Here is a 23,382-nt window from a genome sequence, read left to right on the forward strand (position 1 = left end):
ACCGAATCCGGTGGGGCGCCTTCTCGTGGAGCTGCCGGGAATTGAACCCGGGTCCTCCGTCGTGTTGTTAGGGCTTCTCCGTGTGCAGTCCGCTATGTCTCTACTCGGATCTCTCGGTCACGCGAACAAGCCGAGATGACGATCCCAGTCGCTGTTTGATGTTCCGACCTCACCCGCGACCGGCGAGGACGGTGAGCTCCCATGGATGATGCCGGCAACCGGGTCTGGGAGCATAACCCGGGCCGACAGACTAGCCGGCGCTACTCAGGCAGCGAGGGCGTAGTCGCGCTGATTGGAATCGGCGCTTAATTGGTTGCTGCGACGCTCACGGTGGTCTCCAGCCTGCACCGACACGCTTCCCCTATCTCGACGCACGAAGTCGAAACCGATCAGCCCCGAGTAGGACCCGCCGACCGGAGTCAGCGGGCACTTCAGTCTAACAACTCGTCACTCAGAGTTCATTCCCATTACCGGTCGCCTACCGCTCGCCGCGATCACCAGCGCTTTCACAGCTGACCGACAGCGTCGACCAAGACACCGCCGGGATTGTGGAGACCTCGTGAGCCGAGGACGGACTCGGCCGACCGACGAGAGCGAGACCACGTGACCTCCCCGACCCCTGGCGGACACGACCCCGACCGCACCTCCCCGGCCCCGCCGGCGCCCACGACATCCGACGACGCCGCGACCACTCCCATGGGCCCGGCGCCGACCCCGGGAGCGAACTCCCACGAGTCCATCGGCGCGGGCAACTCACCCGATTCACGCGGCCCGGTCGGCGAACCGAGCCCGGTGGCCCCGAAGACCGCACCGGCCCGGTCGGCCCTGATCGCCGGTGCAGCCGGGCTGGCCATCGTCGCGGGCGCACTCGGCTTCGGCGCCGGCTACATCACCGGGGACAACACGACGCCCGAGCGGCCGTCGCCGGCCGCCGTCTGGCAGCAGGGCGGCAACGGGCCCGGAATGGGCGGCGGTCCCCAGATGGGTGGACCACAGATGGGTGAACCGCAGATGCGTGGCCCCGGGATGGGCGGCCTGCCGGGCCGACAGAACCGAGACGGCGAGAGCGGCTCGGAATCCGACGACCAGAACGGACCGAACACGTCGCCGGGAATGTCGACTGAGCAACAGGGCCAGACCGGCACCGGCGCCTGAGTCAGCCCATGCCCTTCACGCGGCGGCCGACCTCACGTTCGACCTCGCGTTGAGCGGTGCGCTTGGCGATGTCCTGGCGCTTGTCGTGCGCCTGCTTGCCGCGGGCCAGCGCGAGCTCGACCTTCACCTTGCCGTCGTTGAAGTACATCGACAGCGGCACCAGCGTGAGGTTGCCGTCGCGGATCTTGCCGACGAGGTTGTCGATCTCGCGTCGGTGCATCAGCAGTTTGCGCTTGCGGCGGACCGAGTGGTTGGTCCAGGAGCCGTTGCCGTACTCGGCGATGTGCAGGGCATGAAGCCACACCTCGCCGTCGTCGATCGTCGCGAACGCGTCGACCAGCGAGGCCTTGCCCGCCCGCAGGCTTTTCACCTCGGTGCCGACCAGGACGACGCCGGCCTCGTAGACGTCGAGGATGGCGTAGTTGTGCCGCGCCTTGCGGTTGGACGCGATCACATTGCGTCCCTTTTCCTTCGGCATGCACTCACCTCCTCGTAGTGTGGTCGATCGCCCTGTTGGTGACCGACCGGTTGCCGATCGCCGACAATCCGAACCGCCCGGACGGACGGATCATTCCCGGACATAGACACGAAGCGTGACATACGCGGTCGCACCCGCCAACACAATTCCGCCGAGCACCAGCCACGGTGCGACGAACAGTACGTCGGTCAGCTCGATCCGGGCGAAGAAGCTGACCCCGTACAACTCGCGTAACGCGTTGTCGAAGAAGAACTTCTTGGCCAGCAGCAGACCGCCGATGGCCAGCATCGAGCCGACGAAGGCCGACACCACCGCCTCGAGCAGGAACGGTAACTGGGTGTACCAGCGGGTCGCGCCGACGAGGCGCATGATCGACACCTCGGTCCGTCTGGTGAACGCCGCGACCTGAACCGTGTTGATGATCAACAGGATGGCGGCGATCGCCAGGACCGAAGCGATGGCGAAGGTCGCGTTGCGGACGCCGTCGAGGACGCTGAAGATCCGCTGCACGAGCTTACGGTCGTCCTTGAAGGCGTCCACCCCCAGATCTTTCCGCGTCGCGTACTTGGTGAGCACCGCGTCGAACTGGCCGGGATCGGACACCCGCACACGCAGCGAGGCCGGCAACGTGCCCTCGACGATGTTCTCGGCGAGATCGGGGTTGTTCGCGAAGATCTCCTTCGCGCGTTTGAAGGCCTCGTCCTTGTCGAGGTAGGTCACCGAGGTGACTCCGGGTTCGTTCTCCAGTCCGCGGCGAAGCTGGGCGCACGGGTCGGACTCGCACTGCGGATCACGTTCGGTCACCTCGGGATTGAGATAGAACTCCATCTCCACCCGGTCGAGGAAGATCTGCTGACTCTTGTCCGCCATCTGGATCACCAGGAGCCCACCGCCGAACATTCCCAGCGTGATCGCGGTGGTGATGATCATCGCGATGGTCATGGTCGCGTTGCGGCGGAGTCCGTGGAGAACCTCGCTGATGATGAAATTCGCTCGCATGTCTGCTCAGACAGTCCTTGGGTCTCGGGGAAGTGTGTCGGGTCGGGCTGCGCGTCAGCCGATTCCGTACACGCCCTGCGGGTCGTTGCGGACGAGTTGGCCGCTGTCGAACTCGAGAACCCGTCGTCGCATCGCGTCGACGATGTGCCGGTCGTGAGTGGCCATCACCACCGTGGTGCCGCGGCGGTTGACCCGGTCGAGGACGTCGACGATCTCCTCGCTGGTCTCGGGATCGAGGTTGCCGGTGGGCTCGTCGGCCAGGAGCACCAGCGGACGGTTCACGATGGCGCGGGCGATGGCCACGCGCTGCATCTCGCCGCCCGACAACTCGTTCGGCATGCGATCGTGCTTCCCTTCCAGGCCGACGTACTCGAGCACCTCCGGCACCACCCGCTGGATGGTGGAGCGAGGCCGACCGATCACCTCGAGCGCGAACGCGACGTTCTCGGCCACCGTCTTCTTCTGGAGCAGACGGAAGTCCTGGAACACACACCCGATCGACTGCCGCAGCTTCGGCACGCTGCGCGCCTTCAGTCGGTTGACGTGGAACTCCCCGAGGTACACCTCGCCGCTCGTCGGGCGGTCCTCCTTGAGGAGCAGACGGAAGAACGTCGACTTACCTGATCCCGACGGACCGATCAGGAACGCGAACTCCCCCTTGTCGACCTCGAAGCTCAGATCTCGCAGAGCGGGTCGACTGGACGCCTTGTACTGCATCGTGACGTTCTCCAGCTTGATCACGATGTGCCAGTGTAACGACGACTCCTGAGAGTGCGTTCAGGCACGACGCCCCAGCTCAGCCACCCGCCTGACCAGCGAATTCCCCGCCGGTTCAGCGTGTCGGGACCGTGGTGGTCGGCGTCTGTCCGCCGAAATTCGGGAGCGGGATGTTGGGCAGACCCGGGATGGTCTCGCGGCTCGTACCGGGCGCGGGCGCCGGGGCCCCGTCCGTCGACGAGCCGTCCGTACCCTCGACGCCACTGGTCGAGTCGGTCGTCGACGGTTCGGTCGAGGTGGTGGTCGTGGATGACGACGTCGACGGTGGCGGCTCGTACGTCGGTTCGACCGTCTGCGATGTCGTCGGCGCGGGCCGTGCCGGTGAGTACACCACGCCGTAGCGCTGCGAGGTGTATCCGTACAGCACGCAACAGGCGAGGAAGACCGCAACCAAGATCGCGGTGCTGGTCCGCAGCCGGGTTCGGGCGATGTGTCGCCAGTCGTGCCCTCGCCTGCCGTCGGACTCGTCCGGCGACTGCTGCGGCGGTGGGGACTCCGGGGGGATGCCCTGCGTCGGGATGATCTGTGTCGGGGCGTCGTCGGCGGGGATGTCTGTGCCGGGCCCGCCCTCGCCGGACTGCTCCTCGCGGAACAGGCTCTCGCGAGGCAGGCTCTCGTCGGGCCTGTCCCCACCCGGCCCGTTCCGGCGCGGGGAATTCGGTGTCTCAGCCATCAGTCTCCCCCGTCCCGAATGCCCTGATCGGCCTGTGTCGCCGGCGGCCCACCCGCGGATCGGACATCGCGGGCGGGCACATTGATGCCCTCACGCGCGAGCGCTCGGATGATGTGGACGCGCAGCGCGCGCCCGACCTCGAATTGCTTGCCCGGAAGCGTACGGGTGACCATGCGCACCGTGATGGCGTCGAGCTCGAGGCTGATGACACCGAGGGACGACGGTGCGTCGAGTAGGAGGTCGTGCCACCGGGGCAGGGCATAGAACTCGCGGCCTACCCGGTCGAGCGTGTCGTTGACGAGCCCGATGTCGGCCTCGGACGGGACCGGGACGTCGACGACCGCGCGTGCCCAGTCCTTGGACAGGTTGGTCGCCTTGACGATCTGACCGTTCGGGACAGTGATGACCTCACCTTCCGCGGTACGCAGCTTGGTCACCCGCAGGGTCACGTCCTCAACCGTTCCCTCGGCCGGCGCGTTGCCCGTGACAGTCAGGTTGACGACGTCGCCGTAGCCGTACTGCTTCTCGGCGACCACGAAGAACCCGGCGAGGATGTCCTGCACGATGCGCTGCGCACCGAAGCCGAGGGCGGCACCGATCACCGCGGTCGGACCGGTCAATCCGCTCAGCGGAATCCCGAACACCGACAGGGTGTGCACGATGACGATGATCGCGATCACCACGATCAGCGTCCACGCCACCACGTCGACCAGAGCGCGACGGTGTTTGGCGTCCTCGGTCTGCACGATGAGGTCGCTGGTGGAGAACCGCGAGTCCACCCGGGAGGCGTATTTGTCGGCGCCCCACCGGATCAATCGGGCGAGTAGCACCGCGCCCAGGATCCAGATGAGGATCTCCAAGCCGTTGGTGGCCATCCACACATAGACCCGACCGATCAGGACCTCGGTCGGGCTCGGCGGGGCGGCGAGCAGCAGGATTGCGGGGTCGGGCATCACGCTTCGGCGGTCGCCATCCGCCAGCGGATCCCGGCCTCGATGAACTTGTCCAGCTCCCCGTCGAGCACCGACGTCGGGTTGTTGTCCTCGACGCCGGTCCGCAGGTCCTTCACCATCTGATACGGGTGCAGTACGTAGGAGCGCATCTGGTTGCCCCAGCTCGAACCGCCGTCACCCTTCAGTGCGTCGAGTTCGGCACGCTCCTCCTGCCGCTTGCGGTCGAGCAGCTTCGCCTGCAGCACGCGCATGGCCGACGCCTTGTTCTGCAGCTGACTCTTCTCGTTCTGACAGGTCACGACGATGCCGGTGGGGATGTGGGTCAGCCGGACCGCGGAGTCGGTCGTGTTGACCGACTGCCCGCCGGGGCCCGACGAGCGGTACACGTCCACCTTGATGTCGTTCTCGTCGACGTCGATGTGGTCGGTGGTCTCCACCACCGGCAGCACCTCGACCTCGGCGAACGACGTCTGGCGGCGGCTCTGGTTGTCGAACGGGCTGATACGCACGAGCCGGTGGGTGCCCTGCTCGACCGACAGCGTGCCGTACATGTACGGGGCCTTCACCGCGAACGTCGCGCTCTTGAGCCCCGCTTCTTCGGCGTACGAGGTGTCGTAGACCTCGACGCCGTAGCCCTTCTGCTCGGCCCAGCGGATGTACATGCGCATCAGCATCTGCGCCCAGTCCGCCGCGTCGACGCCGCCCGCGCCGGAGCGGATGTTCACGACGGCGTCGCGCGAGTCGTACTCGCCGGCGAGCATCGTCTTGACCTCCATCGCCTCGATGTCGGTCCGCAGGCTCTCACGTTCGGCGTCGGCGTCGGCCAGCGCAGCCGTCTTGTCGTCACCCTCTTCGGCCTCGGCGAGCTCGTAGAGCACGGGCAGATCCTCGAGGCGCTGACGCAACTCGGAGACCCTGCGGAACTCCGACTGCGCGTGCGAGAGCTCGCTGGTCACCTTCTGGGCGTGATCCTGGTCGTTCCACAGGTCCGGGTCCGACGCCTGCATCTCGAGCTCGTCGATGCGACGACGCAGCTCCTCGAGATCGAGCACCTTCTCCACGGTGGTCAAGGTGGCGTCGAGGGAGTCGAGGTCAGCGGTCACGTCGGGATGCACGGTTATCCAGAGTACCGACAGTCGGGCGCGTCAGCGCCCGGCGGATCTACAGAGGGCCGGGACCGGCTTCGGGCATCACCCCGAACCGCCACGACGTCGCGGCCTTCTGCGGTTTGTAGAGGACCGGCAGATCGTCGCCGACCTGCGGCCAGGGGTCGCCCGCGCCCAGCACGAGCGTCCCGTACACCTCGGTCGGACTGGTCTCGGGACCGACGATCGTCCCGGAGATGGTGCAGAACCGGTTTCCGTCCTTGTCGGCCGCGCTCTTGGTCGGCTCGTCGTCGCGGTCGGAGACCCCGACGACCGTGAACGTGCCCTGTACGAACTGAGAGGCCTTGGCCGCCGACATCGGCTGCGGGTTGCGGCCGCGCTGCCACTGCACCACCAGCACCACCACGAGAGCCGCGATCAACAGGGTGAACGTCACGGTCAGCACCATGACAGCTACCCTACCGGGCATGTCCGCCCCTCCCGGTCCGACGACGTTCAGCGATGACCTCGAGCTCGCGCTCTCCCTCGCCGACTCCGCCGATGCGCTCACCATGGACCGCTTCGGCGCCGTGGATCTAAAGGTGGACGACAAGCCGGATCTCACACCGGTGTCCGATGCCGACCTGGCGTGCGAAACCCTGATCCGCGAACGCCTTTCGGCCCGTCGCCCCGCCGACACCGTGCTCGGTGAGGAGTTCGGCGGCGACGCCGTGCTCTCCGGGCGGCAGTGGGTCGTCGATCCCATCGACGGGACCAAGAACTTCGTCCGCGGCGTCCCGGTATGGGCCACGCTGATCGCACTCCTCATCGACGGCGTACCCACGGTCGGGGTTGTCTCGGCACCGGCACTTCGCCGACGCTGGTGGGCGGCAACAGGTCTCGGTGCGCACGTGCGTTTCGACGACGAGGATGTCCGACGCCTGTCGGTGTCCGGAGTGGCCGACCTCGGGTCGGCGAGCCTCGCGTTCTCGAGCCTGTCGGGCTGGGCCGATCGCGGCATCCGCGGGAAGTTCATCGACCTCACCGACCGGGTGTGGCGCGTGCGCGGCTACGGCGACTTCTTCAACTACTGCCTCGTCGCCGAGGGCGCGGTCGACGTGACCGCCGAACCCGAGGTCTCGCTGTGGGACCTGGCGCCGCTCGACATCCTGGTACGCGAGGCAGGCGGACGCTTCACCGCCCTCGACGGCACGCCCGGACCCGCCGGCGGCAGTGCGATCGCCAGCAACGGACTGCTGCACGACGAGGTGCTGGGAGCGCTGCGCGTCGACCCTTCGTGACGCTCGCAAGCTCGCTCCTCAGGGACCGGAGGGAGCCCGCTCGCAGGCCCCCCTCGCTGGTTGAGCCGGTGAGGAGCGCAGCGACGAACCGAGTCGAAGCCACCTCCCGGCCCCTCACACCTGCGTGGCGCTCTCCTTCTCCAGCACCGTGAACTCGGTCGCGTCGTCCTTCATGTCCGCGAGTCGCCCGTAGTGGATGCCGCTGCCGGCGTCGGACAGGACCGCCTGATGGATGGGGACGGCGACGCGCGGCGCCATCGCCCGGAGGTAGTCGACCGATTCGCTGAGTTTCATCCACGGCGCGGCCGACGGCAGCGCGAGAACATCGACATGCTCGAACGGAATGTAGAACGAGTCCCCCGGATGCATGAATTGGCCCGGCTGGTCGGCGGTCCCGAGGACATAGGCGACGTTGTCGATGACCGGGATCTCGGGATGGATGACGGCATGCCGGCCGCCGGTGAAACGCGCGGTGAGTGAACCGATCTCGATCTGGTCGCCGCTGCGGGCGGCCGTCCACGCGCCGGCCACGTCGTCGTCGTTGAGCTGCTTGGTCGTCTGGGGATCGGCGTAGAGGATCGCGTCGGGGTTCGCGGCGACGAGGTCGGGCAGCTTCGCGACGTCGCAGTGGTCGGGATGCTGGTGGGTGATCAGGATCGCGTCGAGATCGTCGATGTCGTCGAACCCGTGGGAGAAGTTTCCCGGGTCGAACAGCACCTTGGTCCCGTCGATCTCGACGAGCAGACAGGAATGGCCGAAGTGGGTGATCTGCATGACTCCACTCTGCCCGTTCACACGACGACCGGGAAGAACCCCCACCCGAACGCGGCGTCGAGGATCCGCACGAAACCGTAGGTCAGCCACACCCCCAGCAGGACGGCACCGACGGGTCCGAGCACGCGGTCGCGCCAGCCGGCGAGCGGCGCCCCGCGACGGCGAACCAGGGTAACCGTCGCCGCGACGACGGTCACCGCGGTGAGCACCAGGAACACCGGCCCGAAGACATTGAAAGTGAACGCGGACCCGACGTCGCCGTGCATGAAGGCAACCCAGCTCCGGGTGAGTCCGCAGCCGGGACACGGAAGGCCGGTCATCACGGCGAACGGACACAGCGGCGGTCCGCTCTCCACACCATTCGGACTGAACACACACGCGGTGCCGAGCGCGGCGGCACCGACCACCGCGACGGTCGTCGCGCCCACCACCTGAGTGCCTGATAAGCCCTGTTCGCGGCGGTGATCGAGGGTCATGCGGCCAGCGTAGCGGGTATGCGGAACGGTGGTGTCGGGCAAGCGCGTGACAAACTTCTTACTCCGAAGTAAGGTATGGACTTACTACTGAGTAAGATAGGTCGCATCGACCCTCCACCCACACGTGGATCCACGCACAGACCCCCACCGGGGCGACTGGAAAGAAACGGCTGGTGATCATGACAACCCACACCGAACCGCGCGACACCTCCGCAGTCGGCCGCAACCCGCACCCGCGCAACTTCATCGGCACCGCGATGCGCGTCCTGACCACGGTGACGGGCTCCGAGTTCGCCGAGAAGTACAAGATCCGCGAACCGATCAACCGCATCGCCTACCAGGGCACCAAGACCGGATTCCAGACCCTCGGGGCGGCGAACCGAGCGTTCAAGGCCGCTCAGGGCGGCGGCTCGGGCCTGGCCAAGCGTCTCACCAGCACGCCCAAGGACTACTTCAACCTCACCCCCGACGACGAACAGCAGATGATCGCCGAGACGGTGAAGGAGTTCGCCACCGAGCTCCTGCGTCCGGCGGCACACGATGCCGACGCCGCCGCGGCGGCCCCCGAAGACCTGGTCAAGCGGTCTGCCGAGCTCGGCATCACCATGATCAACGTCCCCGAGGAGTTCGAGGGCGCCGCCTCCGAGCGCGGGGTCGTGACCAACGCGCTCGTCGCCGAGGCGATGGCCTACGGCGACATGGGCCTGGCGCTTCCGCTCCTCGCGCCGAGTGGCGTGGCCACCACCCTGACCAACTTCGGTACCGACGAGCAGCAGCGCACCTACCTGCCCGACTTCGCCGGGGAGAACGTGCCCCAGTCCGCGGTCGTCATCGCCGAGCCGCGTCCGCTGTTCGACGCCTTCTCGTTGAGCACCAAGGCAACTCGCGTGCCGAGCGGGTTCCGTCTCAACGGTGTCAAGTCCTTCGTCCCGGCTGCCGGCTCGTCGGAACTGTTCATCGTCGGCGCCCAGCTCGACGGCAAGCCGGCCCTCTTCATCGTCGAATCCGACACGAAGGGTCTGATCGTCGAGGCCGACCCGGGCATGGGTGTGCGCGCCGCGGGCATGGGTCGTCTGCTGCTGCAGGACGTCGCCGTACCGGCGACCGCCATCATCGGCGGCGAGGCCGACGCCGCGACGTCGGCGTACCGCGACGTCGTTCGCCTGTCCCGGCTGGGCTGGTCGGCGCTGGCCGCGGGCACCGCGCGCGCCGTCCTCGACTACGTGATCCCCTACGTGAACGAGCGCGAGGCGTTCGGCGAGCCGATCTCCAACCGTCAGGCGGTGGCCTTCATGGTCGCCACGATGGCGACCGAGGTCGACTCGATCCGCCTCGTCACGCTGCGCGGTGCCGCGCGTGCTGAGCAGGGTCTGTCCTTCGCCCGCGAAGCCGCACTGGCGCGCAAGCTGACCATCGACAAGGGGCTGCAGATCGGCCTCGACGGCGTGCAGCTGCTCGGCGGCCACGGCTTCACCAAGGAGCACCCCGTCGAGCGCTGGTACCGCGATCTCCGCGGTGCCGGCATCGGCGAAGGCATCGTCGTCCTCTGACCGCGTTGTGCGAACGTAGCGAAAGAACCTCTCATGAGCATCAATCTCGAACTCCCGAAGAAGCTGCGCGTCACCGTCGACCAGGCCCATCAGGCGGCCGCGGAGATCTTCCGGCCCATCTCGCGCAAGTACGACCTGCGCGAGCACGACTACCCCGTCGAGCTCGACACCCTCGCCAGCCTGTACGACGGTCTGTCCGAGACCGGACAGGCCGGTGCGGGCGCCGACGGCGGACGTAGCCAACAGAAGAAGGACAAGCCCAAGGCCGAGGGCGCCGTGGTCAACGGCGGCAACATGCAGTCCGTCGTCAACGTGATGGAGACCTCCTGGGGCGATGTCGGCCTCATGCTCTCGATTCCCTATCAGGGACTGGGGAACTCGGCGATCGCCGCCGTCGCGACCGACGAGCAGCTCGAGCGCTTCGGCAAGGTGTGGGCCGCCATGGCCATCACCGAGCCCGGCTTCGGCTCCGACTCGGCCGCCGTCTCGACCACCGCCACCCTCGACGGCGACGAATACGTCATCAACGGCGAGAAGATCTACGTGACAGCGGGATCCCGCGCCACCCACATCGTCGTCTGGGCGACCGTCGACAAGAGCGCCGGCCGCGCCGCCATCAAGAGCTTTGTGGTGCCGCGTACCCATCCGGGTGTCACCGTCGAACGCCTCGAGCACAAGCTCGGTATCAAGGTTTCCGACACCGCGGCGATCCGCTTCGAGAACTGCCGGATCCCGAAGGAGAACCTGCTCGGCTCACCCGAGGTCGACACCAAGAAGGGCTTCGGCGGGGTCATGCAGACCTTCGACAACACCCGTCCGCTGGTGGCCGGCATGGCCGTCGGCGTGACCCGTGCCGCGCTCGAGGAACTGCGCGCGATCCTCGACGAGGCCGGCATCGAGGTCGACTACGATCGGCCTGCCGCCGACCAGCACGCCGCCGCTGCCGAGTTCCTGCGCATGGAGGCGGATTTCGAGGCCGCGTACCTGCACACCATGCGGGCCGCCTGGATGGCCGACAACAAGCAGCCGAACTCGACCGAGGCGTCGATGTCGAAGGCGAAGGCGGGCCGCACCGCCACCGACGTCACCAACAAGGTCGTCGAACTCACCGGCACCCTCGGCTACTCGGAGCGGTTCCTGGTGGAGAAATGGGCACGCGACTCCAAGATCCTCGACATCTTCGAGGGCACCCAGCAGATCCAGAATCTGATCATCGCCCGGCGGGTGCTGAACAAGAGCAGCGCCGAACTCAAGTGATCATCTGACACAACGCCTCTCGGCCCCGCGACGGAGCTTCCGTCGCGGGGCCGAGTCGTTCGTGGGCCGGCGATCAGACGAGCCGCACCACCCACACGGCGGCCGCGCACGCGAACACCGACGCGACCAGCGTTCCGACGGCGTACGCGGCGGACCGCCACCTGTCCTCCTGCTGCCCCAGCCGCACCGTCTCGAACGCAGCCGTGCTGAAAGTCGTGTAGCCACCGCAGAATCCGGTCCCGAGGACCAGCTGCCAGTCGTGCGGCGCCCCGTGGAAGACGACGAGACCGGCGAGCACACCCAACAGTGCCGACCCGCTGACGTTGATCGCGAGGGTGCCCCAGGGCGTCGTCGACGGCCATCGGTGTCGAATCGCTCCGTCGACGACGAACCGGGTGACGGCTCCGAGCGCTCCCGCCACCATCACGGCGAACGCGATCACGATCGTTCCCTCCGCCCGGCGATCGTCGATGCGACTCCGATCCCGCAACCCGCCGCGAGAACCCCCAGCACCACGCTCAGCACCGCATACATGGTTGCGGTCACGACCGCCGAAGCCCGTGTCAGTTCGGTGATCTCCAGCGCGAAGGTGCTGTAGGTGGTCAGCGCCCCACAGACGCCGGTGCCGCCGAAGAGACGGATGCGCTGGCGCCATCCGTCGTCGGGTCCCGAACGCACTAGCAACTCGAGCAACGCTCCCAGCACGAACGCGCCGGCGACGTTCACCCCGAACGTCGCCCAGGGCCACTGCCCTTCGACGACCGGGAACGAGTTCTCGGCCCACAGCCGGAGCCCGGTGCCGAGAATCCCGCCGGCGAACACCCAGGCGACGGCCTGCACACGCAGGTGCACAGGGCGTTCGTCCGGATCGACCGGGAGTTCGCGGTGCTCGTCTCGGTGCACGCGCCAAGTCTCCGCTACGTGACCGACACGTACAACACGATCAGGTAGATCGGTACCAGCACGTCGAAGAAGAAGATGGGACCGGCGTTGCCCGCCTTGAAGTTCCGCCGGGTCACCATCTCCCGTGCGTGCCCGACCGCGGCGCCCAGGTAGAACACCGAGAACGCGATGATGGTGGCGAGAGTGAACTCGTCACCGAAACCCGATGCGATCACGCCCAAGACACCCGTCGCCAGGCTGGCGAGCCCGACCTCCCATTGCCACGGCGTCTTCGGGGGCCACCCGATCGACTCGGCGATCGGCTCGCCGAAGAACATGTGGCCGCACCCGGTCATCCATCCCTGGACACCGATCATCCACAGCACGGAGTTCTCGAGCAGATCCCGGCCCAGGTCACCACCCGGGGTCGACGCGTCGACGATCGTGGTGATGATCGTGCCGACCAGCCCGACGAACGGCACCAGCCGGATCGCGGTGCGAAGCACACCATCGAGCATCGACTCAGCCCTCGAGTTGTGCGGCCAGCGCGGTCAGGACGTCGGGGTCCTCGATGGTGGAGGGCACGGTGTACTCCTCGTGGTCGGCGATCTGTCGCATGGTCTTCCGGAGGATCTTGCCCGACCGTGTCTTCGGCAGCGCCGGCACCACCGTCACGTCGCGGAACGTCGCGACGGCCCCGATCTCGTCGCGCACCATGGCCACGAGTTCGGTGCGCAGAGTCTCGGCGTCGATGTCGACGCCGGACTTGAGCACCACGTACCCGCTGGGACGCTGGCCCTTCAGTTCGTCGTGGATGCCGATGACCGCGCACTCGGCCACCGCCGGGTGCGACGCCACCACCGCCTCGATACTGCCCGTCGAGAGACGGTGTCCGGCAACGTTGATCACGTCGTCGGACCGGCCGAGAACGAACACGTAACCGTCGGCGTCGACGTAACCGGAGTCGCCGGTCAGGTAGAAGCCGTCGAACGCCGACAGATACGACTTGCGGTACCGCTCCTCGTCACGCCACAACCCGGCGAGGGTTCCGGGCGGCAGCGGCAGACCGATGACGATGTTGCCCTCCTCGCCCGGGCGCAGCGAATTGCCCTCGGCGTCGACGACGCCCACGCGGTAGCCGGGAACGGGGACCGTCGGCGAGCCCGCCTTGATCGGCATCGGTTCCAGCCCACGGAGATTCGCCGCGATCGCCCAACCGGTCTCGGTCTGCCACCAGTGGTCCACGACCGGGACACCGAGCACCTCCGAGGCCCACGTGAACGTGTCCGGGTCGAGTCGCTCGCCCGCGGCGAACAACGTCTCGAGCGAGGACACATCGTGTGTGCGCAATTCGGCCGCGTCCGGGTCGGCCTTGCGGATGGCGCGGATCGCGGTGGGTGCGGTGAACAACGCCTTCACCCCGTGTTCGCCGATGACACGCCAGAACGCGCCCGCGTCCGGGGTACCGACCGGCTTGCCCTCGTACATCACCGACGTCGCTCCGACGAGCAGGGGCCCGTACACGATGTAGGAGTGTCCGACGACCCACCCGACATCGGAGGCGGTCCACCACACGTCGCCGGCGGAGATGTCGTAGATGTTCGCCATCGACCATGTCAGGGCCACCGCATGCCCGCCGTTGTCGCGGACGACGCCCTTGGGCTTCCCGGTGGTCCCCGAGGTGTAGAGGATGTACAGCGGATCGGTGGCCTTCACCGGAACCGGCTCGACCGGATCGGCCCCGGCGAGCACGTCGTCCCAGTCGAGCCAACCCTCGTGATCCGCTGCAGCACCGTCGATCTCGGGACGGTCCTTGACGATGACGACGCGCGGGGGCGTCGCCGACAACTCGATGGCCTTGGCCACCATCGGCAGATACTCGACGACCCGGCCCGGTTCCAGACCGCCCGAGGCGGTGAGGACGGCGACGGGCTCGGCGTCGTCGATACGGGTCGCGAGCTCACGAGCGGCGAAACCGCCGAAGACCACCGAGTGCACCGCGCCGATCCGCGCGCACGCCAGCATCGCGACGGCCGCCTCGGGGATCATCGGCATGTAGATCACCACGCGATCGCCGTAACCGATCCCCTGCTCGGTGAGGACACCGGCGAATCGGGAGACCTCGTCGAGCAGTTCGGCGTAGGAGTACCGACGGACCTCGCCCACCATCGCCGAGTCCCAGATCAGCGCGGTCCGGTCGCCGTGTCCGGCCGACACGTGGCGATCAAGGGCGTTGGCGCAGGTGTTCAGCGTCGCGTCCGGGAACCAGCGGTAGAGCGGGGCGGCCGAGTCGTCGAGTGCGGAGGTGGGTGGGGTGATCCATTCGACGCCGGTGGCGGCGTCGAGCCAGAACGCCTCCCGATCGTCGGCTGCCCGTGTGAACGCTTCGATGTACCGGCCCATGGCCATCCCTTCGCCGTCGTCGGTGAGGGCACCGGTGTCGTCGGTGCCGCATCGCCCTTCGAGGGTATCGGTGTGACCGTCACCACGAAAATGAGATGCCCGGTCTCGGTCAGCGGCTGCGAGCGTCGGCCACCGCAGTCGTGACCCGATCGAGGAAGGTGCGGATGGCGGCAAGTTCATCGTCGGAGAATCCGTCGGCCACGGCGATGACCTGCTCGATGAGCGGTCCGAAGAACGACCACCCCATCTGCTGAGCCGCGTCGGTGACGTGCAGCGCCACCTTCCGACGGTCGGTGCCGTCCCGCGAGCGCGAAACCAGGCCCTTCGTCTCCAGGCGATCTATCAGGGCCGTCGTCGATGCGCTGTTGAGGCCGAGATGACCGGCCAGCCAACCCGGCGACGCGACGTCGCCTGACCGCTGCCGGTCCAACAGCGCGACGAGGGCTCGGAGATCGGTGGCGTGCAATTCGTTTCGGGCGGCGAAAGCGGAGCCGAACACATCGAGCTCCAAGGTCAACGATCGCAACCGGTGCACGAGGTCGTCGTTGTTCACACGGTTACTGTACTCGTCACCACTCGACAGTCTAGTATCTCGATGATCGAGTAATTTGCCGGAGGGAGTCCGATGTTCGCCAAGGTCCGCCCGACGATCGACACCTTTGCCGCCACGCCCGACGGCGCCACGTTCTTCGCCCACTACGACGCCCTCGTGCAGAGGTCGTCCGCCACACCACTCGACATCGGCAGTCGGTTCGGCACCACGCGAGTCAACAGTTTCGGACCGGCCGGGACCAGACCGGTGATTTTGCTGCCAGGCGGCGGGGCGACCTCGATGGCCTGGGTGAACGTCGCCGGCTCCCTCGCACGAACACGCCGGGTACACGCAGTCGACCTCATCAACGACGTCGGCCGTTCCCACGTGACCCGGCCCCCGGACACCGCAGGCGACCTACTCGACTGGCTGTCGTCCGTCCTCGACGGGCTCGGCGCCGCACACGTCGACCTCGCCGGCCACTCCTACGGTGCCATGGTCGCGCTGGCCTACGCGGTCGGTCCCGGCAAGGACCGGGTGGACCGGCTCGCGCTCGTCGACCCCACCTCGTCCTTCACCGGCCTGCGCACGACCTATCTCCTGCGGGCTCTGCCAGTCTTGTTGTCTCCCAACCCCGGGCGGCTCCGGCGTTTCCTCCGATGGGAGACCGGTGGGGCCGCGTTGAACCCCGACTGGCGTGACATGTACTGCGCCGGAGCCCGGTTCCCCACCGCGCCGACCGTGGTTCCGAAACGGCCCACCGATGAAGCACTCTCGGCACTGGGAGACGGCGGGTCGGTGACCGTGATAGTCGCCCCCGACAGCCGGGCGCACGATCCGAGGGTCGTCTCACGGCGTGCACGGGCATTGTTGCCCTCGGCGCGGGTGACGATGCTGCACAGCGGCAGTCATCACACTGTTCCCCTCGAACCCGCGGACGAGATCGCTGATGCACTCGTCGGCGCTTTCGACGACACCTCGGCGTAGCTCGCCGCCCTCAGTAGAGGTAGGGACGGAAGCTGTCCTCGGTGAACCGTTCGTTGCCCGCTTCGGGCATCACGCGCCGGGTGATCTCCGCGACCGAGGGCAGCGCGTCGGGTCGCCATGAGTCCGGCTTCCACAGATCGGATCGGAGAAACGCCTTGGGACAGTGATAGAACACCTCGTCGACGGTGATCTCCACCGCGAGGATCGGCCGCTTACCGCTGACCGTGAGGTCGTCGAAGYAGTCGGCGTCGTCGACGATGCGGGCGCGGCCGTTGATCCGCAGCGTGTCCCCGCGACCGGGTACGACGAAGATGGTGCCCGCGTTGGGGTTCCGGAGTATGTTCACGTAGCCGTCGACACGACGGTTGCCCGGCCGCTCGGGTATCGCGATGTGCCGGTCGTCGATGACGTGGACGACCTTGCCGGCCGGGTCGCCCTTGGGCGACACGTCGATCCGTCCGAGTTCGTCGGCGGTCGCCAGGAACACCATCGGCGACTCCGCGAGCCATTCCCGGTCGACGTCGGCGAGTGAGTTCCGCGCCTTGTCGCGGATGAGCTCCATCGGATGGCCGACGATGTCCCGCAGCCTCGACTCGTCGGTGATGTGCATCTGCACATCGTGTCACGCGGCCGTTGCTACACGGGTCGCGGTGCGGGCGCCGGCCAGGGGAAGGTCCAACTGGTGTCGCGGACATCGTCGACCCGCGCCGCCCGTCGGCGCAGATGGACCGACCCGTCGGTGACGATCAGGGTGACGTCGGCGTCGAGGCGTCCGGCGAGACGTCGGGCGATCCAGCCCGGTCGTGTCCCACCGGTTCCGATGACGACGGCGCCGGCCTCCACACGTCGGGCTGCCCGGTGCAGGACCGACGTCGGGTCGCCGACCTCGCTCATGGTCGACACCGTCCGTGCACCGTGCCACCTCGCGAGTTCGGCGGCGGTCCGCAGGGTCTCGTCGACTCCCGCCTGACCGGAAAGCAGATAGGACTCGTCCTTGAGGGCGTCGTGGAGCGTGGTGCTCGCTTCTTTCCGACGACGCCGCGTGGCGCAGATCAGGATCAGGTCGCCGGAATCGCCGAGCAGTCGAAAGGCGACCTTCACCGCACGCAGTGAGGCGTCGGTCCCGTCGACTCCGACGACGACCGGACGGCCGAACCCCGCGTGGCCCGGCACCGGTACGCCGCGCGCGTCGATCGGCGGGGCCAGGGCGGGATCTGTCGGCCCTGGTCGGGTCTCGAGGCGCTCCCAGCGCCGGGGTCGTGTCCGCAGCGTGCTCATGATGTCCTCCTCGGTCGGCGATTTCGCTGCTCACAACGTTATGGAGGCCATCGTCCCGAGTCGCCATCCCGCGGGTTGACCGGTTCTCCACCCCAGGGTGGACAGCGGAATCCACCGTGAGGCGGACGTTCGGCAGTTCTGCGGAACTATCCTGGAACGGTGACGGTCTTCACAGCGGAGATGGGCGCGGGGCTGCGCCGGCGGATCGAACGGGCGGGCGGCGACTACCCGCCGCTGTACCCCGCGGTGATCCTGTCGTCGAGCGTCGTGGTCACACTGGTGTCGACGGCACAACGTTTCCCGTTCGATCAGATCGGGTGGGTGATCGCGGCTCTGGTCCTCGCCGTGCTCTCGCTGGTGCTCGACCTGACCCTGCCGCCGACCGCGTACCCGTGCTCTGCGGTGATCACCAGTACGGTCTGCTTCCTCATGGTCCCGACGCCCACCGACGCCGCCCCACTCCAACTCGTCCTGGTGGCGGCGATCGCCGCCGCGATGTATCCCCTTCCCGGCGGACTGATCGTGACGGCGGCCTGCCTCGCCGTCATCGTGTGGTTCGGCGCCGTCGGCGGTCTCGAGTCACCGGCCATCTACGCGCTCGGCGTCGCGTGCGGTTGGCTGATCGGCTACATGATGCTGATCCAGAAGCGTCTGGCCGACAACCGGGCCCGGGTGCTCGCCGAGCGTGCCGACCGCGCCGCGAGCGACGAACGACAGCGGATCGCCCGCGAGATCCACGATGTCATCGCGCATTCCCTGTCGATCACCATGCTCAACGTCACCGGCGCCCGTCGCGTGCTCGAACAGGATCGTGACATCGAGGAGGCACTGGAGGCACTCTCCGACGCCGAACGCCAAGGCCGACAGGCGATGACCGAGATCCGCACCATCGTCCACGTATTGGGGACGACCGAGCCGACGGGAACGACGGCCCCGTCACCGGGCGCCGGAGACCTCGTCCGGCTCGTCGAGGACTACCGCAAGGCCGGCGTCGACATCGACTTCAGCCTCGTCGGCGACCTCACCGAGCTGCCACGTCCGGTCGGTGCGGCGCTGTATCGGATCACCCAGGAGTCCCTGGCCAACGTCGTCAAACACTCGGTGGCCAAGCAGGCCTCGGTCTCGGTGTCGGTGGCCGATGCAGTGGCTCTCACGGTCGAGAACCCGGCGACCGAGGATCGGCCTCGAGAATGCGACGGCACCGGTATCGAGGGAATGACCCAGCGCGCGGCACTGCTCGGCGGCACGCTCCACACATCACATCGCGCAGGCTCCTGGTCGGTACACGCGACGCTGCCGTCGCGACCGATCACCGCGGGGGCGCCCGTATGACGACGACCGCACCCACCGATCCCGCGACCGACCCGATCCGGGTCCTCCTCGTCGACGACCAGGAGCTCATCCGTACGGGCCTGCGTCGCATCCTGCGCCTGCGCGACGGCTTCGACATCGTGGGTGAGTGCGCGGACGGCTCCGGAGTCCTCGCGGGGATCGCCGAAAACCGGCCCGACATCGTCCTGATGGATCTGCGGATGCGCGACGTCGACGGCATCACCGCCACCACGATGGTGCGCACCCTGCGGGTGCCGCCGCCGGTGCTGATCCTGACGACCTTCGACGACGACGCCCTGTTGTCCCGTGCCCTGCGCGCCGGAGCTGCCGGATTCGTCCTCAAGGATTCGCCGGCCGAGGCGCTGATCTGGGCGGTCCGCGCGGTGGTTCGCGACGGCGCGTTCCTCGATCCGGCGGTGACCGAACGCGTTCTCCACGGTTTCCGACGGTCGGGTCGTGAGCAGGTGAGCACCGTACCCGGGCTCACCGATCGCGAGACCGATGTCCTCCGCCTGATCGCCCGCGGCCGTACGAACGCGGAAATCGGTGCGGCGCTCGGCATCTCGCAGGTGACCGTGAAGAGCCACATCAACCACATCTTCACGAAGCTCGATCTCCGCGACCGGGCGGCGGCGATCGTATACGCCTTCGACCGTGGGCTCGTGGTCGCCGAGTACGACTGAGCCCGTGTAGATCAGTCGTGCACGGTGGTGATCTCAGGGGCGATCACCTCGACGTCGACCCCGTCGACGAACCGGTACGGGCCCGCCACGAGCAGACCACCGAAGTGCTTGCGCAGCCGGGACATCTCGGCCCGCACTGTGACCGTCCGGTCGTCGACGCCGAACAGGTGCATCGACATCTGGGCCGCGGTGACGCCGCCGGGCCGTCGCGCCAGGAGGGTGAGGATCTCGCCGTGCCGGGGCGAACAGCGATGGGTCCAGGCACCGCTCGCGCCTTCGACAGTGACCTCGACATTTCGGAGACCCGACGCGTCCGGCGGTACCCGCACGATCACCCGTGTGGTGGATGCGTCCGAGGTCTCCGCGACGCGCACCAACCATCCGCCGGGCAACGCCTCGACGTCGCACTCCCCCAGCGCATTCACGAAGATCCGGCCGGGGCCGAGCCGCGGCGGCAGGATCAGTCGCGATCGCGGAGACACGGTGTCCACGGCGGCGACCCACCCGTCGGTGTCGACCGCCAACGCCGGGCCGGGCATGCGGGCGAGGATCGGCGCGGCCACCGCCCGCAACGAATCGAGTCGTCGGTGGTGGCTCTCGCGTAGTTGTGATTCGGCCAGCCGGGCGACCGCATGCACCAGCGCCAAGGTGGTCGGATGGATGGTGGCGGCCGGACCACTCACATCGACCACCCCCAACATCTCACCGGTCCGCGGGTCCTTGATCGGTGCACCGGTACAGGTCCACGAATGATGACTGCGCACGAAGTGCTCGGCCGAGAACACCTGCACCGAACGACCGGACATCAGTGCCGTACCGATCGCGTTGGTCCCCACCGAGCCCTCGGCCCAGTCGGCACCCTCGACGAATCCGAGAGTGTCCGCGCGCGTGAGCACCTTCGACGACCCGCTCCGCCACAGCACGTGCCCGTCGGCATCCGAGACGACCAGGATGTTGTCACCGTCGGCGATCAGCGAGTCGAGGCCACGTGCCAACTCGTCCACGACCTCCGCCAGGCCGGAGCGTCGGCGGCGTTCTTCGAGCTCCTCGAGCTGAAGCGTCCGTTCCCCGGCGCAGTCCACGTCCGGGTCGAGACCGGCACGTCGGAGTCGCTGCCACGAGTCGTCGATGACGCTGCGCGGACGCGCCGGCATGCGCCCGCCCGACATCGCCGCGTCGTGAACCGCGCTGAGAACGGACGCGAACTCGCGCGGATCGTCGCCGGCGTGCACCGCGGGCTCCAGCTCGGAGGCCGACTCGTAAGCGTTCATCTCTTCGATTGTGCGTCACGTCACAGACGACGACAACGTACCCCGCCCCTCGCAACCCCCTGCAACCCTTGCCGCCACCCGGCACCGGGGCGTCTGCTGTCCACAACCCGCTGTGTTCCACATCACGTTCGCGGGGCACATCTCGAGGAGGCATCATGACTCAGACATTGGAACCGCTGGTCCATCTCGACCGCACCCCGCAGAAGCGGATGGACGCCTGGCTGCGTGAGTTCGAATCCGCACTCGCCGCAGACGACATCGCCCGCGCGACGAACGCGTTTCTGACCGACAGCTACTGGCGCGACCTGACCGCATTCACCTGGAACATCAAGACGGTGGAGGGCCACGAGCAGATCGCCGACATGCTGACCGCGCGTCTCGCCGACACCCGGCCATCGAACTTCACCACCACTGAACCGGCCACCGACGACGGGGACGGCGTCGTCTCGGCGTTCATCGCGTTCGAGACCGCCGTCGGACGGTGTGAGGGACACCTGCGCATCCGTCGCGACGACGACGGCACCGACGGTGGCGGGCGCGACGCCGGGGAGGACAAGGCATGGACGCTGCTGACGACGATGCAGGAACTCAAGGGACACGAGGAGTCGGCCGGCCCGAATCGACCGCTCGGGGCGGTGCACGGTTCCGACCCCGACACCCGTTCCTGGGCGGAGAAGAAGGCCGACGAGGAACTGTCGCTCGGACGGTCGGCGCAACCGTACGTGCTCGTGATCGGCGGCGGGCAGGGCGGTATCGCGCTCGGCGCACGACTCCGCCAGCTCGGCGTGCCGTCGGTCGTCGTCGATCGCCATGACCGTCCCGGGGACCAGTGGCGCAAACGCTACAAGTTACTGTGCCTGCACGACCCGGTCTGGTACGACCATCTCCCGTACCTACCGTTCCCCGACAACTGGCCGGTCTTCGCACCCAAGGACAAGATCGGCGACTGGCTCGAGTTCTACACCAAGGTCATGGAGGTTCCGTACTGGAGCAAGACGACGTGTCTGTCCGCCGAGTACGACGAGGCCGAGTCACGGTGGACGGTTGAGGTCGACCGGGACGATGAGCGCCTCACGCTCCATCCGACGCAGCTGGTCCTTGCGACCGGGATGTCCGGCAAACCTGCCGTCCCTTCGGTCCCCGGGCAGGATGTGTTCGCCGGCGAGCAACACCACTCGAGCGCACATCCCGGACCGGACGGCTACCTCGGCAAGAAGGTCGTCGTCATCGGCTCCAACAACTCCGCGCACGACATCTGCAAGGCGCTGGTGGACAACGGCGTCGACGCCACGATGGTGCAGCGCTCCTCGACCCACATCGTGAAATCCGACTCGCTGCGGTCGATCGCCCTCGGTTCCCTGTACAGCGAGGAGGCGGTCGCCTCCGGAATGACGACCAAGAAGGCGGATCTCACCTTCGCCTCATTGCCCTACCGGATCATGCACCAGTTCCAGGTACCGGTGTACGACCAGATCCGCGAGCAGGACAAGGACTTCTACGAACGCCTCGAGGCGGCCGGCTTTCAGCTCGACTTCGGGGATGACGACTCCGGACTCTTCATGAAGTACCTACGCCGCGGATCCGGCTACTACATCGACGTGGGCGCGAGCGAACTCATCGCCGACGGAACGATCAAGCTGGTCCACGGTCAACTGGACCACCTCACCGAGAATTCGGTGGTGCTCGCCGACGGGACGGAGATCGACGCCGACGTGGTCGTCTACGCAACGGGGTACGGATCGATGAACGGCTGGGCCGCCGACCTCATGGGCCAAAAGGTCGCCGACCGTGTCGGCAAGGTGTGGGGACTCGGTTCCGAGACGACCAAGGACCCGGGCCCCTGGGAGGGCGAGCAGCGGAACATGTGGAAGCCCACCCAGCAACCGGGCCTGTGGTTCCACGGCGGAAATCTGCACCAATCGCGACACTATTCGCTGTATCTCGCGCTACAGCTGAAGGCGCGATATGAAGGAATCCCCACGCCCGTATACGGCTTGGCGGACGTCCACCACCTGAGCTGATCACCAATGAGAAAGGCCCCGCAACCACGAGGGTTGCGGGGCCTTTCTGAAATTGTGTTCGGCGGTGTCCTACTCTCCCACACTGATTAGGGTGCAGTACCATTGGCGCTGGAGGGCTTAGCTTCCGGGTTCGGAATGGGGCCGGGCGTTTCCCCTCCGCTATAGCCGCCGTAACTTTGTGAAACAACTGTCACACAACAGTGTTTATTTGTTTGTTGTGTGTTGTTTCAGAAGTACATAGTGGATGCGAACACACCAAAACCGTGTTTGGTGATGTTGTGGGTGTTGTTGGTAAGTCCTCGGCCGATTAGTACCAGTCACCTGAACACATTGCTGTGCGTACAGTTCTGGCCTATCAACCCCATGGTCTGTGGGGGGCCTTAACCCCGCGAAGGGGGTGAGAAACCTCATCTTGGAACAGGCTTCCCGCTTAGATGCTTTCAGCGGTTATCCCTTCCGAACGTAGCTAACCAGCAGTGCCCCTGGCGGGACAACTGGCACACCAGAGGTTCGTC

25 protein-coding genes, 2 rRNA genes and 1 other RNA gene are annotated in these 23,382 nt (G+C 67.2%); 8 read left to right on the forward strand and 20 right to left on the reverse strand.

The window, feature by feature from the left end; all coding sequences use genetic code 11:
* Positions 1 to 23: 23 nt before the first annotated feature.
* Positions 24 to 397, reverse strand: a transfer-messenger RNA (tmRNA) gene (ssrA, locus tag A9310_RS16495).
* Positions 398 to 603: 206 nt separating this feature from the next.
* Between ssrA and A9310_RS16500 the strand changes: the two genes are divergently transcribed.
* Positions 604 to 1,155, forward strand: coding sequence for a hypothetical protein (locus tag A9310_RS16500; protein WP_139104647.1), 552 nt, complete (start codon positions 604 to 606; stop codon positions 1,153 to 1,155).
* 1 nt (position 1,156) lies between these two features.
* Here A9310_RS16500 and smpB read toward each other — a convergent pair whose 3' ends face one another.
* From smpB to A9310_RS16535, 7 genes are all read right to left on the reverse strand, one after another.
* Positions 1,157 to 1,633: an SsrA-binding protein SmpB gene (gene smpB, locus A9310_RS16505; protein WP_058253665.1), complete on the reverse strand. Its 477-nt coding sequence runs from the start codon at positions 1,631 to 1,633 to the stop codon at positions 1,157 to 1,159.
* Between the two features lie 90 nt (positions 1,634 to 1,723).
* Positions 1,724 to 2,632, reverse strand: coding sequence for a permease-like cell division protein FtsX (gene ftsX, locus A9310_RS16510; RefSeq protein ID WP_058253666.1), 909 nt, complete (start codon positions 2,630 to 2,632; stop codon positions 1,724 to 1,726).
* Between the two features lie 54 nt (positions 2,633 to 2,686).
* Complete coding sequence (gene ftsE / locus A9310_RS16515) at positions 2,687 to 3,373, reverse strand: cell division ATP-binding protein FtsE (RefSeq protein ID WP_058253667.1); 687 nt, start codon at positions 3,371 to 3,373, stop codon at positions 2,687 to 2,689.
* 91 nt (positions 3,374 to 3,464) lie between these two features.
* Entirely contained in the window at positions 3,465 to 4,082 is a 618-nt protein-coding gene (locus A9310_RS16520) for a hypothetical protein (RefSeq protein ID WP_083207414.1), read from the reverse strand.
* On the reverse strand, positions 4,082 to 5,035 hold the full coding sequence (locus tag A9310_RS16525) for a mechanosensitive ion channel family protein (protein WP_065631578.1): 954 nt from the start codon (positions 5,033 to 5,035) through the stop codon (positions 4,082 to 4,084). Before A9310_RS16525 ends, A9310_RS16520 begins: the two co-directional genes overlap by 1 nt.
* Positions 5,035 to 6,150: a peptide chain release factor 2 gene (gene prfB, locus A9310_RS16530; protein WP_058253669.1), complete on the reverse strand. Its 1,116-nt coding sequence runs from the start codon at positions 6,148 to 6,150 to the stop codon at positions 5,035 to 5,037. The genes A9310_RS16525 and prfB overlap by 1 nt, the downstream gene beginning before the upstream one ends.
* A gap of 46 nt (positions 6,151 to 6,196) precedes the next feature.
* Positions 6,197 to 6,589: a hypothetical protein gene (locus A9310_RS16535; protein WP_058253670.1), complete on the reverse strand. Its 393-nt coding sequence runs from the start codon at positions 6,587 to 6,589 to the stop codon at positions 6,197 to 6,199.
* A gap of 19 nt (positions 6,590 to 6,608) precedes the next feature.
* Between A9310_RS16535 and hisN the strand changes: the two genes are divergently transcribed.
* The gene (gene hisN / locus A9310_RS16540) at positions 6,609 to 7,421 is read left to right on the forward strand and encodes a histidinol-phosphatase (protein WP_065631561.1); all 813 of its coding nucleotides are present in this window, start codon (positions 6,609 to 6,611) and stop codon (positions 7,419 to 7,421) included.
* A gap of 114 nt (positions 7,422 to 7,535) precedes the next feature.
* On the opposite strand, the gene A9310_RS16545 is transcribed toward hisN, so the two are convergent.
* Positions 7,536 to 8,195, reverse strand: a complete 660-nt coding sequence (locus A9310_RS16545; protein WP_065631562.1) for an MBL fold metallo-hydrolase — start codon at positions 8,193 to 8,195, stop codon at positions 7,536 to 7,538.
* 17 nt (positions 8,196 to 8,212) lie between these two features.
* Positions 8,213 to 8,671, reverse strand: coding sequence for a DUF2752 domain-containing protein (locus A9310_RS16550; protein WP_065631563.1), 459 nt, complete (start codon positions 8,669 to 8,671; stop codon positions 8,213 to 8,215).
* Between the two features lie 179 nt (positions 8,672 to 8,850).
* Here A9310_RS16550 and A9310_RS16555 point away from each other — a divergent pair, with 179 nt between their 5' ends.
* The gene (locus tag A9310_RS16555; RefSeq protein WP_065631579.1) at positions 8,851 to 10,221 is read left to right on the forward strand and encodes an acyl-CoA dehydrogenase family protein; all 1,371 of its coding nucleotides are present in this window, start codon (positions 8,851 to 8,853) and stop codon (positions 10,219 to 10,221) included.
* 33 nt (positions 10,222 to 10,254) lie between these two features.
* Complete coding sequence (locus A9310_RS16560) at positions 10,255 to 11,478, forward strand: acyl-CoA dehydrogenase family protein (RefSeq protein ID WP_065631564.1); 1,224 nt, start codon at positions 10,255 to 10,257, stop codon at positions 11,476 to 11,478.
* A 73-nt stretch (positions 11,479 to 11,551) separates the two neighbouring features.
* On the opposite strand, the gene crcB is transcribed toward A9310_RS16560, so the two are convergent.
* The 5 genes from crcB to A9310_RS16585 all read right to left on the reverse strand — a co-directional run bounded on the left by crcB (position 11,552) and on the right by A9310_RS16585 (position 15,316).
* Entirely contained in the window at positions 11,552 to 11,920 is a 369-nt protein-coding gene (crcB, locus tag A9310_RS16565; RefSeq protein WP_175401157.1) for a fluoride efflux transporter CrcB, read from the reverse strand.
* The gene (locus tag A9310_RS16570; protein WP_065631565.1) at positions 11,917 to 12,381 is read right to left on the reverse strand and encodes a CrcB family protein; all 465 of its coding nucleotides are present in this window, start codon (positions 12,379 to 12,381) and stop codon (positions 11,917 to 11,919) included. The genes crcB and A9310_RS16570 overlap by 4 nt, the downstream gene beginning before the upstream one ends.
* Positions 12,382 to 12,395: 14 nt before the next feature.
* A complete protein-coding gene (locus tag A9310_RS16575) occupies positions 12,396 to 12,878 on the reverse strand; it encodes a DUF6790 family protein (RefSeq protein WP_065631566.1) in 483 nt (160 codons plus the stop codon).
* A 4-nt stretch (positions 12,879 to 12,882) separates the two neighbouring features.
* Positions 12,883 to 14,763: a propionyl-CoA synthetase gene (locus A9310_RS16580; RefSeq protein ID WP_065631581.1), complete on the reverse strand. Its 1,881-nt coding sequence runs from the start codon at positions 14,761 to 14,763 to the stop codon at positions 12,883 to 12,885.
* A gap of 109 nt (positions 14,764 to 14,872) precedes the next feature.
* Entirely contained in the window at positions 14,873 to 15,316 is a 444-nt protein-coding gene (locus A9310_RS16585; RefSeq protein ID WP_065631567.1) for a MarR family winged helix-turn-helix transcriptional regulator, read from the reverse strand.
* 72 nt (positions 15,317 to 15,388) lie between these two features.
* On the opposite strand from A9310_RS16585, the gene A9310_RS16590 reads away from it, so the two are divergent.
* On the forward strand, positions 15,389 to 16,282 hold the full coding sequence (locus A9310_RS16590; RefSeq protein WP_065631568.1) for an alpha/beta fold hydrolase: 894 nt from the start codon (positions 15,389 to 15,391) through the stop codon (positions 16,280 to 16,282).
* Between the two features lie 10 nt (positions 16,283 to 16,292).
* Here A9310_RS16590 and A9310_RS16595 read toward each other — a convergent pair whose 3' ends face one another.
* Both A9310_RS16595 and A9310_RS16600 read right to left on the reverse strand, forming a co-directional pair.
* A complete protein-coding gene (locus A9310_RS16595) occupies positions 16,293 to 16,892 on the reverse strand; it encodes an MSMEG_1061 family FMN-dependent PPOX-type flavoprotein (RefSeq protein WP_065631582.1) in 600 nt (199 codons plus the stop codon).
* A gap of 26 nt (positions 16,893 to 16,918) precedes the next feature.
* Complete coding sequence (locus A9310_RS16600; protein WP_065631569.1) at positions 16,919 to 17,560, reverse strand: universal stress protein; 642 nt, start codon at positions 17,558 to 17,560, stop codon at positions 16,919 to 16,921.
* A 159-nt stretch (positions 17,561 to 17,719) separates the two neighbouring features.
* Between A9310_RS16600 and A9310_RS16605 the strand changes: the two genes are divergently transcribed.
* Positions 17,720 to 18,892 (forward strand): sensor histidine kinase, encoded by a 1,173-nt coding sequence (locus A9310_RS16605; RefSeq protein ID WP_065631570.1) that lies wholly within the window; start codon positions 17,720 to 17,722, stop codon positions 18,890 to 18,892.
* Positions 18,889 to 19,575, forward strand: coding sequence for a response regulator transcription factor (locus tag A9310_RS16610; RefSeq protein ID WP_065631571.1), 687 nt, complete (start codon positions 18,889 to 18,891; stop codon positions 19,573 to 19,575). The genes A9310_RS16605 and A9310_RS16610 overlap by 4 nt, the downstream gene beginning before the upstream one ends.
* Before the next feature lie 11 nt (positions 19,576 to 19,586).
* Here the strand turns inward: A9310_RS16610 and A9310_RS16615 are convergent, their stop codons facing one another.
* Positions 19,587 to 20,846, reverse strand: coding sequence for a helix-turn-helix domain-containing protein (locus A9310_RS16615; protein WP_065631572.1), 1,260 nt, complete (start codon positions 20,844 to 20,846; stop codon positions 19,587 to 19,589).
* 155 nt (positions 20,847 to 21,001) lie between these two features.
* Here A9310_RS16615 and A9310_RS16620 point away from each other — a divergent pair, with 155 nt between their 5' ends.
* Complete coding sequence (locus A9310_RS16620) at positions 21,002 to 22,867, forward strand: NAD(P)/FAD-dependent oxidoreductase (protein WP_065631573.1); 1,866 nt, start codon at positions 21,002 to 21,004, stop codon at positions 22,865 to 22,867.
* A 56-nt stretch (positions 22,868 to 22,923) separates the two neighbouring features.
* Here A9310_RS16620 and rrf read toward each other — a convergent pair.
* A 5S ribosomal RNA gene (gene rrf / locus A9310_RS16625) occupies positions 22,924 to 23,040 on the reverse strand.
* A gap of 114 nt (positions 23,041 to 23,154) precedes the next feature.
* Positions 23,155 to 23,382, reverse strand: a 23S ribosomal RNA gene (locus tag A9310_RS16630); the annotation flags it as partial.

This window comes from Gordonia sp. UCD-TK1 (assembly GCF_001691435.1).
In the GTDB taxonomy this organism is placed as follows: domain Bacteria; phylum Actinomycetota; class Actinomycetes; order Mycobacteriales; family Mycobacteriaceae; genus Gordonia; species Gordonia hongkongensis.

Bases quoted from the DNA above. Each gene is read 5' to 3' on its own strand.
- A9310_RS16620 (WP_065631573.1), top strand. From the start codon at position 21,002: ATGACTCAGACATTGGAACCGCTGGTCCATCTCGACCGCACCCCGCAG.
- A9310_RS16580 (WP_065631581.1), bottom strand. From the start codon at position 14,763: ATGGGCCGGTACATCGAAGCGTTCACACGGGCAGCCGACGATCGGGAG.
- A9310_RS16535 (WP_058253670.1), bottom strand. From the start codon at position 6,589: ATGGTGCTGACCGTGACGTTCACCCTGTTGATCGCGGCTCTCGTGGTG.
- A9310_RS16590 (WP_065631568.1), top strand. From the start codon at position 15,389: ATGTTCGCCAAGGTCCGCCCGACGATCGACACCTTTGCCGCCACGCCC.
- A9310_RS16550 (WP_065631563.1), bottom strand. From the start codon at position 8,671: ATGACCCTCGATCACCGCCGCGAACAGGGCTTATCAGGCACTCAGGTG.
- A9310_RS16525 (WP_065631578.1), bottom strand. From the start codon at position 5,035: ATGCCCGACCCCGCAATCCTGCTGCTCGCCGCCCCGCCGAGCCCGACC.
- A9310_RS16610 (WP_065631571.1), top strand. From the start codon at position 18,889: ATGACGACGACCGCACCCACCGATCCCGCGACCGACCCGATCCGGGTC.
- A9310_RS16555 (WP_065631579.1), top strand. From the start codon at position 8,851: ATGACAACCCACACCGAACCGCGCGACACCTCCGCAGTCGGCCGCAAC.
- ftsX (WP_058253666.1), bottom strand. From the start codon at position 2,632: ATGCGAGCGAATTTCATCATCAGCGAGGTTCTCCACGGACTCCGCCGC.
- smpB (WP_058253665.1), bottom strand. From the start codon at position 1,633: ATGCCGAAGGAAAAGGGACGCAATGTGATCGCGTCCAACCGCAAGGCG.
- A9310_RS16600 (WP_065631569.1), bottom strand. From the start codon at position 17,560: ATGAGCACGCTGCGGACACGACCCCGGCGCTGGGAGCGCCTCGAGACC.
- A9310_RS16520 (WP_083207414.1), bottom strand. From the start codon at position 4,082: ATGGCTGAGACACCGAATTCCCCGCGCCGGAACGGGCCGGGTGGGGAC.
- A9310_RS16560 (WP_065631564.1), top strand. From the start codon at position 10,255: ATGAGCATCAATCTCGAACTCCCGAAGAAGCTGCGCGTCACCGTCGAC.
- hisN (WP_065631561.1), top strand. From the start codon at position 6,609: ATGTCCGCCCCTCCCGGTCCGACGACGTTCAGCGATGACCTCGAGCTC.
- A9310_RS16575 (WP_065631566.1), bottom strand. From the start codon at position 12,878: ATGCTCGATGGTGTGCTTCGCACCGCGATCCGGCTGGTGCCGTTCGTC.
- A9310_RS16615 (WP_065631572.1), bottom strand. From the start codon at position 20,846: ATGAACGCTTACGAGTCGGCCTCCGAGCTGGAGCCCGCGGTGCACGCC.
- A9310_RS16545 (WP_065631562.1), bottom strand. From the start codon at position 8,195: ATGCAGATCACCCACTTCGGCCATTCCTGTCTGCTCGTCGAGATCGAC.